Annotated in this window: 16 protein-coding genes; 6 read left to right on the forward strand and 10 right to left on the reverse strand. The window is 57.5% G+C overall.

The window, feature by feature from the left end; genetic code table 11:
- The coding region (rsmI, locus tag ABY734_RS16445) for a 16S rRNA (cytidine(1402)-2'-O)-methyltransferase (RefSeq protein ID WP_372780470.1) at positions 1-696 on the reverse strand (696 nt) is incomplete at its 3' end.
- Positions 697-746: 50 nt separating this feature from the next.
- Between rsmI and ABY734_RS16450 the strand changes: the two genes are divergently transcribed.
- From ABY734_RS16450 to ABY734_RS16465, 4 genes are read left to right on the forward strand one after another with little or no spacing between them, the layout of a single operon-like run.
- Positions 747-2,690, forward strand: coding sequence for a penicillin-binding protein activator (locus tag ABY734_RS16450; RefSeq protein ID WP_372780471.1), 1,944 nt, complete (start codon positions 747-749; stop codon positions 2,688-2,690).
- Positions 2,623-3,039, forward strand: coding sequence for a YraN family protein (locus ABY734_RS16455; RefSeq protein ID WP_372780472.1), 417 nt, complete (start codon positions 2,623-2,625; stop codon positions 3,037-3,039). The genes ABY734_RS16450 and ABY734_RS16455 overlap by 68 nt, the downstream gene beginning before the upstream one ends.
- Positions 3,029-3,619: an SIS domain-containing protein gene (locus ABY734_RS16460; protein WP_372780473.1), complete on the forward strand. Its 591-nt coding sequence runs from the start codon at positions 3,029-3,031 to the stop codon at positions 3,617-3,619. The genes ABY734_RS16455 and ABY734_RS16460 overlap by 11 nt, the downstream gene beginning before the upstream one ends.
- Positions 3,612-4,187, forward strand: a complete 576-nt coding sequence (locus tag ABY734_RS16465; RefSeq protein ID WP_372780474.1) for a BON domain-containing protein — start codon at positions 3,612-3,614, stop codon at positions 4,185-4,187. The genes ABY734_RS16460 and ABY734_RS16465 overlap by 8 nt, the downstream gene beginning before the upstream one ends.
- 25 nt (positions 4,188-4,212) lie before the next feature.
- Here the strand turns inward: ABY734_RS16465 and ABY734_RS16470 are convergent, their stop codons facing one another.
- The 7 genes from ABY734_RS16470 to zapE all read right to left on the reverse strand — a co-directional run bounded on the left by ABY734_RS16470 (position 4,213) and on the right by zapE (position 10,274).
- A complete protein-coding gene (locus tag ABY734_RS16470; protein ID WP_372780475.1) occupies positions 4,213-4,605 on the reverse strand; it encodes a ClpXP protease specificity-enhancing factor in 393 nt (130 codons plus the stop codon).
- Between the two features lie 22 nt (positions 4,606-4,627).
- On the reverse strand, positions 4,628-5,275 hold the full coding sequence (gene sspA / locus ABY734_RS16475) for a stringent starvation protein SspA (RefSeq protein WP_372780477.1): 648 nt from the start codon (positions 5,273-5,275) through the stop codon (positions 4,628-4,630).
- A 57-nt stretch (positions 5,276-5,332) separates the two neighbouring features.
- Positions 5,333-7,393: a ubiquinol-cytochrome c reductase gene (locus ABY734_RS16480; RefSeq protein WP_372780478.1), complete on the reverse strand. Its 2,061-nt coding sequence runs from the start codon at positions 7,391-7,393 to the stop codon at positions 5,333-5,335.
- Entirely contained in the window at positions 7,394-7,993 is a 600-nt protein-coding gene (gene petA, locus ABY734_RS16485) for a ubiquinol-cytochrome c reductase iron-sulfur subunit (RefSeq protein ID WP_372780479.1), read from the reverse strand.
- A gap of 240 nt (positions 7,994-8,233) precedes the next feature.
- The gene (gene rpsI / locus ABY734_RS16490; protein WP_372780480.1) at positions 8,234-8,626 is read right to left on the reverse strand and encodes a 30S ribosomal protein S9; all 393 of its coding nucleotides are present in this window, start codon (positions 8,624-8,626) and stop codon (positions 8,234-8,236) included.
- A 15-nt stretch (positions 8,627-8,641) separates the two neighbouring features.
- Positions 8,642-9,070: a 50S ribosomal protein L13 gene (rplM, locus tag ABY734_RS16495; protein ID WP_372780481.1), complete on the reverse strand. Its 429-nt coding sequence runs from the start codon at positions 9,068-9,070 to the stop codon at positions 8,642-8,644.
- 97 nt (positions 9,071-9,167) lie between these two features.
- Entirely contained in the window at positions 9,168-10,274 is a 1,107-nt protein-coding gene (zapE, locus tag ABY734_RS16500; RefSeq protein WP_372780482.1) for a cell division protein ZapE, read from the reverse strand.
- 151 nt (positions 10,275-10,425) lie between these two features.
- Here zapE and ABY734_RS16505 point away from each other — a divergent pair, with 151 nt between their 5' ends.
- Positions 10,426-10,905: a YhcB family protein gene (locus ABY734_RS16505; protein ID WP_372780483.1), complete on the forward strand. Its 480-nt coding sequence runs from the start codon at positions 10,426-10,428 to the stop codon at positions 10,903-10,905.
- A gap of 15 nt (positions 10,906-10,920) precedes the next feature.
- On the opposite strand, the gene ABY734_RS16510 is transcribed toward ABY734_RS16505, so the two are convergent.
- Positions 10,921-11,682: a Nif3-like dinuclear metal center hexameric protein gene (locus ABY734_RS16510; RefSeq protein WP_372780484.1), complete on the reverse strand. Its 762-nt coding sequence runs from the start codon at positions 11,680-11,682 to the stop codon at positions 10,921-10,923.
- A 92-nt stretch (positions 11,683-11,774) separates the two neighbouring features.
- Between ABY734_RS16510 and ABY734_RS16515 the strand changes: the two genes are divergently transcribed.
- Positions 11,775-12,866: a S1C family serine protease gene (locus ABY734_RS16515; RefSeq protein ID WP_372780486.1), complete on the forward strand. Its 1,092-nt coding sequence runs from the start codon at positions 11,775-11,777 to the stop codon at positions 12,864-12,866.
- A gap of 14 nt (positions 12,867-12,880) precedes the next feature.
- Here ABY734_RS16515 and hisC read toward each other — a convergent pair.
- On the reverse strand, positions 12,881-13,787 hold a 907-nt coding region (gene hisC / locus ABY734_RS16520; protein WP_372780487.1), incomplete at its 5' end, for a histidinol-phosphate transaminase.

A 13,787-nucleotide genomic window follows, 5' to 3' on the forward strand; every position in this document is an offset into this window, starting at 1 on the left:
CTGCTCCCGTGCTGGCGCACCTTTCACCAGCAGTACGCACTCACCTCGCTGCTGGTTGCTGTCCTGACTGATCCAGTCAGCCAATTCCGCAAGCGATGCCCGGCGTATCGTTTCGTGCAATTTACTCAACTCACGCGCCAGAACCGCTATACGCTCGCCACCAAAAACCTCTGCCATTGCCTGAACCGTCGCCAGTAATCGGTGCGGAGCCTCATAAAAAACCAGCGTCCGGTTTTCTGCCGCCAGAGCAGTCAGTGCCGTATGGCGAGCCTGCGCCTTCGCCGGCAGAAAACCCTCAAAGCAAAAGCGATCCGATGGCAGACCGCCAGCGCTTAAGGCGGCAATGGCAGCGCAGGCGCCGGGTATTGGCACAACCACAATGCCTTCACTGTGTGCGGCGTCGACAATCCGGTATCCGGGATCGGAGATAAGGGGTGTACCCGCATCGCTGATCAAGGCTACGCTGTCGCCGCTCCGCAAGGCCGCAAGAACTCGCTCCACCACACGCTCGTCGCTGTGATCGTGATAGGCGATCATCGGTGTCTCGATTCCGAAATGATTGAGCAGAGGCCGGCTGTGTCGCATATCTTCGGCCGCGATAAGGCTAACTGATTGTAGGACCTCTATCGCACGCGGTACCATATCTGCCCGGTTGCCAATCGGTGTAGGTACAATATAAAGCGCAGGCACCGCCATTGGCCTCTCCCAGTCAGATTTGCGCGCAGACTAACAGCGACTTGAAAGCAATGACAAGCATTTACCGAATTTCCGCCCTTCTGCTGATGGCGCTACTGGCGGCCTGTTCCGGCACCCCGACGGCGCCGGGCCAGACCGGCACACAGCCGCGGGAAATACCGCTCGACCCACAGCTGAGTCCTCGCGAGCAAGTCAATCTCTGGCTCGAACGCGCAGCAAACACTGAGGAAATCCCCGATAAGCAGCGCTACCAGCTAAAGGCCGCCGAACTGCTGCTGCGAGAACTGCAACTGCCGCTGGCAGAAGAACTGTTGGGAAATATCGACACTTCAGTGCTGCCCGCCGAACTCCAGGTTCATTACGCCTCACTCTCCGCACGCATCCTGCGCAACCAGGGCAAGTTTCAGGAGGCCATTGACCTCCTTAACGAACAAAAGCTGCAGGACATGATCCTGATGGCCGAGCTGCCGCGCCAACTGCAAATCAGCCAGTTGCGGGCCTCGCTTTACGCTCTTGAAGGCCGGCATCTTGAGGCGGCCCAGGAACGCATTTACATCGACCCTTTGCTTGCTCCCAGTCAGCAGGAAATCAACCGGGAAGGGATCTGGAACTCCCTGTCCTATGTTTCCACACGACGATTGATTGAAAGCCACCACAGCGCCACCAACAGGGATTTTCTCGGCTGGATAGAGCTGGCTTCCATCTCCAAGGATAACCAGGGCGATATCGATTCCCAGGTGCGGCAACTCAATGCCTGGCTGCAGCGCTGGCCCAATCACCCCGCAGCGTCCAACCTGCCTGGCGGCCTCGCCCAACTCGGCGATATGGCAGCCGAAAAACCACAGCAGGTGGCCATGATTCTGCCCTTTACCGGCAAGCTGGCACCACTGGGCAAAGCCATCCGCGACGGCTTTATGGCCACCTATCACCAGACCCGCGGTCGCGGCAATCCCGCGCCGCAGGTTCGCACCTACGACTGCGCCAACGGCCAACAGGTGGGCAACCTGTACCGGCAGGCAGTCGCCGACGGCGCACAACTGGTTATTGGCCCGCTGCGCAAGGAAGTGGTGGAAACCCTGCTAGACCAGGTGCCGCAATTCGAGGTGCCAGTGCTGGCACTCAACCGCGCCAAGGGTGAGCAGTTCCCCGCCAATTTCTATCAATTCGCGCTAGCCCCGGAAGACGAAGCCCGACAGATCGCCCGGATAGCGGCAAGCGAGGGCTATCAACGCGCCATGGTACTGATCCCCGAAGGCGACTGGGGCATGAACGTCGCCCGCGCCTTCTCAGAGCACTGGCGACAAGAGGGCGGCCAGGTAGTCGCGCAAGCCACTTTTGAGGGCAAGGCAAATAACTATTCACAGATCATCAAAGACGCCATGCAACTGGACCGCAGCGAAAAGCGCGCTCAGAAACTGACCTGGCTGATTGGCAACAACATCGAATTTCAGCCCCGGCGACGCAGCGACATCGACTTTATTTTTCTGGTGGCCAGGCCAGGCGAAGCCTATGCCATCAAACCCCTGCTTGCCTTTCACTATGCAGGCGATATTCCGGTCTATGCGACCTCTCACATCTACACCGGCATTCCGGCACCGGCCAAGAATCGCGATATCGACGGCGTGAAATTTGTGGATTCACCCTGGGCATTAACCGATCAAGCGCCGGAAAAATCACTGATTCTCAAAGAGCTGCCCCAGAGCCGACACTACCAGCGCATGTACGCCCTCGGCGTTGATGCCTACCGCCTTTACCCGCGCCTGCAACAGATGTCGCGGCTGCTGGAAAGCCGCGTCTACGGCGAAAGCGGCATCCTGAGTCTGAATGACATGGGCCAGATTGAACGGCAACTGTTGCTCGCGGTATTTGAAGAGGGTCTGGCAAAGAATATTCCGCTGACTGACACCACCCTGGATAAGGATATCCATGATCAGAAAATCACTCGGACTGCGCGCCCGGAAAACGAATCAGACTCAGTTTGGGAATTACGTTGAGGAGCAAACCTGCCGCTGGCTAAGCGCTCGAGACGTCACCATATTAAAACGCAACTTCCGCTGTCGCGCGGGGGAAATCGACATTATCGGCCGACATCAGGGCTCGATCGCATTTATCGAAGTTCGCTTTCGGCGCAGCAATCAATACGGTGGTGCAGCCGCCAGTGTCGACGCCAGAAAACAGCAAAAACTGATACGGGCAGCTCAATTCTATATATCCAGCCGATGCGCAGCAGACAGTGCCGCCTGCCGCTTTGACGTGGTGGCAGTAACCGACAACAATGGCGAGCTGGACTTCGACTGGCACCAGGCCGCTTTTTCACTAGACGATATGACGCATGCTTTCTGATTACGTATCCGACATTTTTCACAGCCATATCGATGCCGCCATGCGCTGTATTGATGCCAACAGCGACAGTATCGCCGCCGCCTCGGAAATCATGGTGGCCTGCATGCTCAATGAAGGCAAAATCCTGTGCTGCGGCGACGGCGCCAACGCCCTGATGCCTCATTTGCTGGCTGCCAACCTGCTGAACCGTTATCAATACGAGCGTCCGTCCCTGCCCGCGATCAATCTCAGTGCCGACACTGTGGTCACAGGTGGCATCACCAGCGACAGCGCCTACGGGGAACTTTATTCCCGGCAGATACTCTCTTTGGGGCAGGCCGGCGACGTTGCCATTATCTATTATCAAGGCAATGTATCTGCGGCGGTGGTCAAAACAGTACAGGCGGCACACGAGCGCGATATGACGGTTATTGCCGTAAGCAATGCCGACGGCAGCGAAACCAACGCGCTGCTGACGGGCAATGACATCGAGATATCAATTCCGCATAATAACCGCGCCCGGGTCAGCGAGATGCAAATGGTCGTGACCAACTGCCTGTGTGAATTGATCGACATGCAACTGTTTGGAGCCAATGACTAACGTGCGCGCATTTTTCGTTCTGATAATAGTTTCACTCATTGGCTTGAGTGGCTGCACCGCCATCGTCAGCGCCACCAGCGATGGTCCGATCAAGGAAGACCCCGGTGAACGCACCCTCGGCGCAGCAATCGATGACCAAATCATAGAAACCAAGGCGCTGGTCAATATCCGGGCCGCCCACAAAGACCTGGATAATGCCAATGTCGATGCCGTCAGCTATAACGGAATTCTGCTGCTGGTTGGGCAGGTACCCTCAGAGAATCTTCGCCAGCTGGCAGCCAAAACCGCCGCCAACATCAAACGTGTACGACGGGTTCACAACGAGCTTGCTGTCACCGGCAAAACCTCACTGCTGGTGCGCAGTAACGACGCCTGGCTGAGCACCAAGGTTCGCAGCAAACTCGCCTTCAGCGACAAAATCGAGTCGGGGCGCATCAAGGTGGTAACGGAAAATGGCGTGGTCTATCTGATGGGTATTGTAAACACCCAGGAAGCCGACATTGCCGCCGATCTGGTGCGGCAAACCAACGGTGTACAGCGCGTGGTGCGGGTTTTCGAGTATATTTGAAGCACCGCGAAACCTGACGGGGATCTTACTTTACGACTTTCAGGCTCGGACGCTTCGGAGCATCACCTGAATCCGGGCCGTCATCATCCGGAGACGGTGGCGGCAGGTCATCATCCGGATCGAACAACATGCCCTGTCCGTTTTCCTTCGCGTAGATTGCCAGCACGGCGCCAACCGGCACCCAGATATCCTGAGACACACCGCCAAAGCGCCCGCTGAAGCTCACAAAGTTGTTATCGATATTGAGGCCGGCAACCGCCACTTCTGAAATATTCAGAACAATCTGGCCGTCCTGAACAAAGTCCTGTGGCACCACTACACCCTCACTGTTGGCATTCACCAGCAGATAGGGCGTGCACTGATTATCCAGTATCCACTGATAAATCGCCCGCAGCATGTACGGGCGACTGGAGGTCATCGGCATAGCAAAAAGATAGCGGTCACACCGCGGCAGAGGCGCTGGCCATTTCCCGCTCTTGCTCGGAAAGGCTTTCTTTAAAGGAGGGGCGCTCAAACAGCCTCTCCATGTAAGCCAGCAGCGGCTTGGATTGCTTGGTATTGGGGATTTCGATACCCATCAGCGGCAGGCGCCACAGAATGGATGCCAGACAACAATCCACCAGCGTGAACTCTTCGCTCATAAAGTAGGGCTTTTCACCAAACAGCGGTGAGATAGCCAGCAGATTGTCTTTCAACTCTTTGCGAGCCTTGTCCAGAGTCTTTGCTGGACCGCCGGCAAGAATCTGGTCGACCAGCGAACACCAGTCGCGCTCGATGCGGTAGATGTACTGACGGCTTTCACCACGCGCGACCGGATACACAGGCAGTAACGGCGGGTGCGGGAAGCGCTCGTCCAGATACTCCATCATCACCTTGGACTCATACAGCGCCAGATCCCGGTCAACCAGGGTCGGCAGGCTGTTGTAGGGGTTGATGTCGGCGATCTCCTGCGGCAGGTTATTCGGGTCAACGTGAATGACATCGACCGTTACCCCCTTCTCACACAGGACAATGCGAACCCGGTGACTATAATGGCTGTTCGGATCCGAAAAAAATGTCATGGTTGATCGCTTGGCGACAATCCCCATCTAGCTTTCCTCACAATATTTCAGCGGAGCGGCTGCGGATGCAGCCGCTAAATCTGTTTAATGTACGTCTTTCCAGTACTCGCGATTCAGCAAGTAGGCAAATACAAAGAACAGAGCAATAAAGAGTAACACATATATGCCCAGCTGCTTGCGCTCTGCCTGCATGGGCTCACCGACGTACTCCAGGAAATTGACCAGGTTGTACACCGCGGTATCGTATTCTTCCGGGCTCATGGAACCTTCACGCACCAGAGTGAAGCTGCCACAGGGGTTCAGGGCATTGCCGGCTTCATCAAACAGAATATTTTCGCCGGTCAGCTTGTCGCGCAGTACACCACCGTTATCGTCACGAACCGGTCCTGGCGCACAGGTTTGCAGACCCTGCAGCTCCTCCAGAACATGGGGCATCCCCACATCGGGAAAGACGCGGTTGTTCACGCCATAGGGCCGCGACTCATCCTGATAGAAATTGCGCAAGTAAGTGTACAGCCACTGAGGGTTACGCGAACGGGCAACCAGCGTCAGGTCTGGCGGCGCGGCACCGAAAAACTGTTTGCCATCCTCTAACGTCATGGAAGGCTCCATAAGATCACCAATCAGGTGAGCGGAGCTGAACTTCAGATTTTCTTCAAACAGATCAACCGGAATACCCAGATCATCGGCCGTGCGCTTGTAGCGGGCGTATTGCAGACCGTGACAACCCATGCAGTAGTTCATGTAGAGCTGGGCACCACTTTGCAGTGATGCCTTGTCAGTGATATCGAACTCTACATCGTCGCAGGGAATGGTGCCGCAGTCGTAGGCGCTTTCCGCACCCACGGCCTTGATCGGGATAATGGCCAGGGCCATGATCAGGATGAAAGCACCAACGCTGCGCCAGAAGCCCATACCGCCGTTCATGGTCACGCGCTCGGGCACCGGAGAAGTCTTCTCAAGACGGGTCCAGATCGGCATCGCCAGGAAGAACAGGAAGTAAATCACTGAACAAACCTGTGCCAGAATCGTGCGACCTTCGGTGGGGGCCTTCACGCCGAGGTAACCCAGAATGATGAAGGACGAGGCAAACAGCACCAGCGCCACCTTACTGAACATCCCCTTGTGGCGAATGGATTTCACCGGGCTGCGATCAAGCCAGGGCAGTACAAACAGAATGGCAACCGAGGCTGCAAAGGCGATGAAGCCCAGCAGCTTGTCAGGAACCGCACGCAGTACCGAATAGAACGGTGTGAAGTACCAGACCGGGGCAATGTGCTCGGGCGTCTTCAGACTGTTGGCAATTTCAAAGTTGGCGTATTCAATGAAGAAACCGCCCATCTCCGGCATAAAGAAAATGATCGAACAGAAGATGAACAGGAATACTGCAACCGCCTGCAGGTCGTGAACCGTGTAGTAGGGATGGAACGCGACGCCGTCGAGGGGCTTGCCGTTCTCATCCTTGTTCTTCTTGATCTCGACGCCGTCGGGGTTGTTTGAACCCACTTCGTGCAGCGCCAGCAGGTGAAGCACCACCAGGGCCAGCAGAACAATCGGCAGCGCCACAACATGCAGGGCGAAGAAACGGTTCAGAGTAATCCCGGAAATCAGGTAGTCACCGCGCACCCATTGCACGATGTCTTCACCCACCACGGGGATTGCACCGAACAGGGAGATAATAACCTGCGCTCCCCAGTAGGACATTTGCCCCCAGGGCAGCACGTAACCCACGAAGGCTTCGGCCATCAGCACCACAAAAATGAGCATGCCGAATACCCAGACCAGCTCACGCGGCTTCTGATAGGAGCCGTAGAGCAGACCGCGGAACATATGCAGGTAGACCACCACAAAAAAGGCTGAGGCCCCGGTGGAGTGCATATAGCGAATGATCCAGCCGAAGTCGACATCGCGCATGATGTATTCGACCGAACGGAAGGCATCTTCAGAGGAAGGGGTATAGCTCATGGTGAGCCAGATACCGGTCAGCAGCTGGTTAACCAGCACCAGCAGCGACAGCACACCAAAGAAATACCAGAAGTTGAAGTTTTTCGGCGCGTAGTACTGACCCATATGGGTGTTCCAGGCGCGCATGATCGGCAGGCGATCATCAACCCAGTCACGCAGACCAATAAGCATGTTAATCATTTACGCCGCCTCCTGATCTACGCCGATAACCAATACGTTGTCGCTCTCATAGCTGTAGGGCGGCACCACCAGATTGTCAGAGGCGGGAACACCCTTGTAGACGCGACCAGCGAGGTCAAACTTGGAGCCGTGACAGGGACAGAAGAAACCGCCCTGCCAGGTATCACCACCGAGGTCAGCGGCACCGACTTCAAAACGTTTTTTCGGTGCACAACCCAAATGCGTACACAGGCCGACCAGCACCAGAATCTCGGGCTTGATGGAGCGGGCCTGGGGATCGACGTAGGCGGGCTGCTGGGCAGCGTTGCCCGACATCGGGTCTTTCAGAAATTCGTCGACCTTGTCGAGACCGGCGACCTGACTGTCCGTGCGGCGCATAACGTACACCGGCTTGCCACGCCATTCCTTGACGACCATCTGGCCCGCTTCAAGCTTGCTGATATCAACCTTAACGGGCGCACCGGCCGCTTCGGCCTTGGCGCTGGGATTCCAGGAACCCACAAACGGCACTGCGACACCAACAGCCCCTGCTGCGCCCACTACCGAGGTAGCGGCGGTCAGGAAGCGTCGACGCCCCGTATTTACTCCGTCATTGCTCATGACGTTTCCCCCATTACTCAGAAAAGTCCAGGATGATTCAGGGATGGGAAAGGCAAACCTGAGTCAGAATTCAAATGGGGGCAAATAGTAATGAAATTGCCCCTGTGTGACAAGGCGAATCTCCCTCCACACGGCGCTTCCAGCGCGGCAAGGCGCAAAAAAAACGCCCTGCGAAATAGCTCCACAGGGCGTTTGAAAAACACCGGAGAGAAGACCTCTCCCAGCAACTCTGCCGTGCGATTAACGCTTGGAGAATTGCGGCTTCTTACGTGCTTTGCGCAGACCCACTTTCTTACGCTCAACTTCACGAGCGTCGCGGGTTACGTAGCCGGCCTTACGCAGTGAACCGCGCAGACCTTCGTCATATTCCATCAGCGCCCGGGTAATGCCGTGGCGAATCGCACCGGCCTGACCAAAGCTGCCACCGCCGGCAACAGTCACGTTGACGTCGAACTTTTCGGTCAGCTCAACCAGCTCCAGCGGCTGACGCACGATCATACGCGCAACCTCGCGACCAAAGTAATGGTCCAGCGGACGTTTGTTGATGGTGATTGCACCGGTTCCCTGCTTCAGAAACACACGAGCCGTGGAGGTTTTGCGGCGACCGGTTCCGTAGTATTGGCTAGCTGACATAAATTTGGCGTCCGATTAGATCTTGAGTTCTTGCGGCTGTTGCGCAGCGTGAGGGTGAGCCTCGCCGGCGTACACTTTCAGTTTCTTGAACATGGCGCGACCCAGCGGGTTACGCGGCAGCATGCCCTTGACAGCGCGCTGCAGAACACGCTCAGGCGCGCGCTCGATCAGCTTCTCGAAGCTGAACGACTTCAGACCACCCGGATAGCCGGTGTGGTGGTGATACATCTTGTCTGTGGCTTTTTTGCCGGTGACCGCCACCTTCTCGCAGTTAACCACGACAATATAGTCGCCGGTATCTACGTGCGGAGTGTATTCCGCCTTGTGTTTGCCACGCAGGCGATGTGCGATTTCGCTGGCCAGACGCCCCAAAGTTTTTCCTTCGGCATCAACCACATACCAGTCGCGCTTCACAGCGTCAGGGTTTGCACTATAGGTTTTCATCAATCCTGCCCCAAAGGCTCGTACATAAGAAAGAGCGCGAATACTACAGAACTGACCCTGCCATTTCAAGCGTTTAATGCGCCCCAAAAACGGATTTTTACGGTCTGTGTTCTCGCGCCAGATAGTCGTGCGATTGCATCTCCAGCAGACGACTCACCGTGCGCTGGAACTCAAATTCAAGCCTACCGCCACTATACAGGGATTCCAGTGGGACTGCTGCCGACAGCACCAGCTTTACATGGCGATCGTAGAACTCATCCACCAGATTAATAAAGCGGCGCGCCTGATCGTCATTCTTGCTGCCCATCTGCGGCACATTACTGACCAGCACTGCATGGTAAATGCGCGCCAGCTCAATATAGTCATTCTGGCTGCGCGGCCCGTCGCAGAGGGCGCTGAAGTCAAACCAGACCACATCGTCGGCCACGTGGCGAGCGCGAATTCTGCGCCCTTCTATATCCAATTCCACATCCGCCTGCCCGGGCTCAGGTGACAACTTCTCGAAGGAATCGGCCAGACTGATATCCGCCTGCTCGTCCAGCGGACTGTGGTAGAGCTCGGCCTGCTCCAGGGTGCGCAAACGGTAGTCGATACCGCCATCGACATTCACCACTTTGGTGCGCGCCTTGATCAGGTCGATGGCCGGCAGAAAGCGAGCCCGCTGTAAGCCGTCCTTGTACAACTCTTCCGGCACAATATTGGAGGTCGCCACCAGCACCACGCCCCGGGCGAACAGCTCCTCAAACAAACCCGCCAGAATCATAGCGTCGGTGATATCCGAGACAAAAAACTCATCAAAACAGATGACCCGGGCCTCGCGCGAAATGCGTTCAGCGATAACCGTCAATGGGTTTTTCTCCCCTGCGAGGACCTTTAGATCCCCGTGCACCCGCCGCATAAAGCGGTGGAAATGCGCCCGCATTTTGCGCTCAAAGGGCAGACACTCGTAGAAGGTGTCCATCAGGTAGGTCTTGCCGCGCCCGACGCCACCCCAGAAATACAAGCCCTTTACCGGCTCACCCTCTTCGCCAATAAAGCGCCCCAGCAGACGCTGCACCAGACTGGCCGCCTTTTGCGTCTGCTCCAGCTCTACCAGCTCATCATAGAGGCGCTGCAGACACTCGACAGCGTACTGCTGCGCCGGGTCCGGCGTGAAATCGGGCCGCTGTAAATCAGCGTTATAGCGCTCCAGAGGGGTAGCCATAGTCAGTGTGCGTGCGCGCGATTACCAAAGAGGGCGCAACTTTAACGATAGCGGACGCTTTTCGCAATTTTTGTCTGCCAGACACTGTCGCAAGCGTCCACAGCCGTTATACTGGAAGCCTCCCCGGCAACACTGCACTTTGGAGCAATCTGTGTACGAAACATCAACTGTCGCCCTGATCGCCTTTATCTCTCTGATCGTCGGCCTTGCCGCCGGCGCCTGGCTGATCAACAAGCTGTCGCCTTCCCAGCAGAATCGCAAAGCCCTGGAGAAACACATCCAGAAACTGCAGCGTCAGCAGCAGGATTATCAGGATGAGGTAAACCAGCACTTCAGCAAAACGGCCGAGCTTCTGAACCAGATGACCGAGAGCTATCGCGATGTGCACAATCACCTCGCCAAGAGTGCCAGTCAGCTGACCAGTCACGGTATCAGCCCCCTTCAGGCACTGCCGGAAGACCGCCCCTTTATCCAGGGTGAGCCGCTGGCCGTCGCCGCCGAGCAGCCCCTCGACTACGCCCCGCGCAAACCCGGCGGCAAAGGCGCGCTGGATGAAGACTACGGCCTGGAAAAGGCCGAGCGCGAAAAACGCGAAGCCGAAGAGAAAATCGCCACCCCCACAGGCCTGTAATCAGATAACCCGGCGTCAGGCCGGATTATCGATATCAATAAACTCATGCTCGATTCCCAGGTCAGCCGCCAGCTGGCCTGCCACGGCGGGTGCGCCATAGCGCTCCGTTGCATGATGGCCCGCCGCAATAAAATGCAGGCCAAGCTCCCGGGCCTCGTGAATAGTCTGCTCTGACACTTCACCCGTAAGGTAGCAGTCCACACCAAGGACGGCGGCCTGCGTGAGGTATCCCTGGGCACCACCGGTACACCAGGCCACCCGCTCAATCGGTCTATCTCCCACTTCCTCCAGCAGCACTTTGCGACCCAGACTCTTCTCAACCTGCCCCGCAAACTCTGCGGCGGACAAAGTCCGGGCACAGCGACCATAGTTGCCAATAGGAAAGGTCGCCTCAGGCTGCAAACCACCCTCCACAAGCAAGCCAAGACGCTCTGCCAGCTGTGCGTTGTTACCCAGTGTCGGGTGGGCATCCAGCGGCAGGTGGTAGGCCAGCAGACTGATATCGGCCTGCAGCAGACGTCGAATGCGCTGCCCTTTCATGCCGCTGATGCAAGGATCTTCGCCGCGCCAGAAATAACCGTGGTGGACCAGTATGGCGTCGGCTTCCCTTTCGATGGCCGCGTCAATCAAGGCCAGCGATGCGGTGACCCCGCTGACCAGTTTGCCCACCGTCTGCCGGCCTTCGACCTGCAGGCCGTTCGGGCAATAGTCCTGAAAATTTTCGGGCTGCAACAGGCGGTTGGCCTCAGCCACCAGCAAAGAAAGCGGAACGCTCATACCTACGATTCCCCGTGAGTGTGTAAAATGGCAGTTTACCGCGAAACTGCTGTGCTTTTCGGGTAAACCCGCACTCTCATAAAGGAAGAACCATGCCTAACTCGCTGCGCTGGCTGCTGTGGCCGATCATTGCCGGACTGATCGCCGGCCTCGCCATTGTCGCATTGCGCCAGCCCTTTGCGCCGGCACCTGTAGCCCCAGCGACAGAGGCTGCGCCCGGTTATGCAAAAGCCTTCACCCGGGCGGCCCCTGCCGTGGTCAACATCTACACCTCGAAGGTGGTTCAGTCGCCGCGCTCTTCCCTGTTCGACGACCCCATCCTTCGCCATTTTTTCCGGCGCGGCAACCCGGCCGAGCGGGAGAAAGTTGAGCGCAGCCTCGGCTCCGGTGTCATTGTTTCCGATGAAGGCTATCTGCTGACGAATCTTCACGTCATTCAGGGTGCCGACGAGATTCTGGTGCTGCTGCAGGATGGGCGCCAGTCAATCGCCCGGCTGGTGGGCAGCGACCCGGAAACCGATCTGGCGGTACTCAAGATCACCTTGCCCAACCTGCAACCCATAGACCTGGGCGACACCCCCCAGATTCAGGTGGGCGACATTGTTCTGGCCATCGGCAACCCCTACGGCTTTGGCCAGTCCATGTCGCAGGGCATCGTCAGCGCCAAGGGGCGCTACGGTCTCGGTCTGTCCAACTATGAGAACTTTATTCAGACCGATGCCGCCATCAACCCTGGCAACTCCGGCGGCGCTCTGGTCGATCACGAGGGGCGCCTGGTTGGAATCAACACGGCGATCTACACCCAATCGGGCGGCTCCACCGGCATTGGTCTGGCGATTCCCGCCGATCTGGCCCTGCGCACCATGCGTGACATTATTGAATACGGTCGCCCGGTACGCGGCTGGCTGGGGCTGGAAGTAAAATCAGTGGCCCCGCAAAGCAATGGCGTGGTGGTCAGCGCTATCATGCCCGATGGTCCTGCCGCCAAGGCCGGCCTTAAAATCGGCGATGTCATCTTCGCCATCAACGACACTCCGGTAGGCGATGGTCATGCGGGCATGAATGAAATCGCCGCGACCCGGCCGGGCGCGACTGTCAGCCTCGAGTTCTCCCGTGCCGGCGAGCGACAGAAGGTGGATGTGGTGGTAGGGATCCGGCCACCCCCGACTGCGGCCAGGGGCTAACCAGAGGATAGGCTTCAGGCCGCAAGCGCGTCGCGAAATGCCGCCAGCATACGCTGGTTTTCTTCGGGCGTGCCGACGGTAAAACGCAGGCAATCCGTCAGCGCCGGGTGCGCGCCATCGAGACATTTCACCAACACACCGGCCGCTTTCATTTGCGCGTGCACTTCGCGGGCAGCCTCGCAGCGCAGCAGAATGAAATTTGCCTCGCTGGGCCAGCAACTGACCCCTTCTATTGCCGAGAGCTCAGAAAACAGCGCCTCGCGCTCGCGACGAATGGTCTGGGTCTGCTCGGTCAACACGGAAAAGTGATCGAGGGCAAACTCGGCGCTGACCTGGGTCAGCACATTGATATTGTAGGGCAGGCGCAATTTGTCCAGCTCGTGCAGCCAGTCCACACCGCCGACCAGAATACCAAGGCGCAGGCCTGCCAAGCCCACTTTGCTGAGCGTGCGCATCACCAGCACATTGGGATGGGACAGACAAGACAGGTGGTCCGCATCGGTGAAAGCGGTGTATGCCTCATCGAGGATCACCAAACCGGGGCAGGCCTTGATCACGGCTTCGACCTTGTCCGCAGAAAACAGATTACCGGTCGGGTTATTGGGCATGGCCAGGAACAGCAGCGCCGGCTGGGTGCGCTCAATCTCAGCCAACATCGCTGGCAGGTCGAGATCAAACTGGTCGTCCAGCGGCACTCCGCAATAGTCGAGACCAACAAAGCTCGCAATCATGCGGTACATGACAAACCCCGGCTCGGGCGCCAGCAGGATTCGCCCCGGAGCCGCCACCGCCATCGCCAGCAGCTGAATAATCTCGTCCGAGCCATTGCCGAGCAGGATATCGTGCTCATCGGCGATACCCATCACCTGACGCAGACGTGTTTTGACCGCCGCGGCAGTGGCATCGGGGTAGCGGTTCAAA

Origin of the sequence: Litorivivens sp., from assembly GCF_041624475.1 — a bacterium.
In the GTDB taxonomy this organism is placed as follows: domain Bacteria; phylum Pseudomonadota; class Gammaproteobacteria; order Pseudomonadales; family Spongiibacteraceae; genus Litorivivens.

What these genes read in the sequence shown, in the direction of transcription:
- ABY734_RS16450 (WP_372780471.1), top strand. Translation starts at nt 747, where the DNA reads ATGACAAGCATTTACCGAATTTCCGCCCTTCTGCTGATGGCGCTACTG.
- ABY734_RS16455 (WP_372780472.1), top strand. Translation starts at nt 2,623, where the DNA reads ATGATCAGAAAATCACTCGGACTGCGCGCCCGGAAAACGAATCAGACT.
- ABY734_RS16460 (WP_372780473.1), top strand. Translation starts at nt 3,029, where the DNA reads ATGCTTTCTGATTACGTATCCGACATTTTTCACAGCCATATCGATGCC.
- ABY734_RS16465 (WP_372780474.1), top strand. Translation starts at nt 3,612, where the DNA reads ATGACTAACGTGCGCGCATTTTTCGTTCTGATAATAGTTTCACTCATT.
- ABY734_RS16470 (WP_372780475.1), bottom strand. Translation starts at nt 4,605, where the DNA reads ATGACCTCCAGTCGCCCGTACATGCTGCGGGCGATTTATCAGTGGATA.
- sspA (WP_372780477.1), bottom strand. Translation starts at nt 5,275, where the DNA reads ATGGGGATTGTCGCCAAGCGATCAACCATGACATTTTTTTCGGATCCG.
- ABY734_RS16480 (WP_372780478.1), bottom strand. Translation starts at nt 7,393, where the DNA reads ATGATTAACATGCTTATTGGTCTGCGTGACTGGGTTGATGATCGCCTG.
- petA (WP_372780479.1), bottom strand. Translation starts at nt 7,993, where the DNA reads ATGAGCAATGACGGAGTAAATACGGGGCGTCGACGCTTCCTGACCGCC.
- rpsI (WP_372780480.1), bottom strand. Translation starts at nt 8,626, where the DNA reads ATGTCAGCTAGCCAATACTACGGAACCGGTCGCCGCAAAACCTCCACG.
- rplM (WP_372780481.1), bottom strand. Translation starts at nt 9,070, where the DNA reads ATGAAAACCTATAGTGCAAACCCTGACGCTGTGAAGCGCGACTGGTAT.
- zapE (WP_372780482.1), bottom strand. Translation starts at nt 10,274, where the DNA reads ATGGCTACCCCTCTGGAGCGCTATAACGCTGATTTACAGCGGCCCGAT.
- ABY734_RS16510 (WP_372780484.1), bottom strand. Translation starts at nt 11,682, where the DNA reads ATGAGCGTTCCGCTTTCTTTGCTGGTGGCTGAGGCCAACCGCCTGTTG.
- ABY734_RS16515 (WP_372780486.1), top strand. Translation starts at nt 11,775, where the DNA reads ATGCCTAACTCGCTGCGCTGGCTGCTGTGGCCGATCATTGCCGGACTG.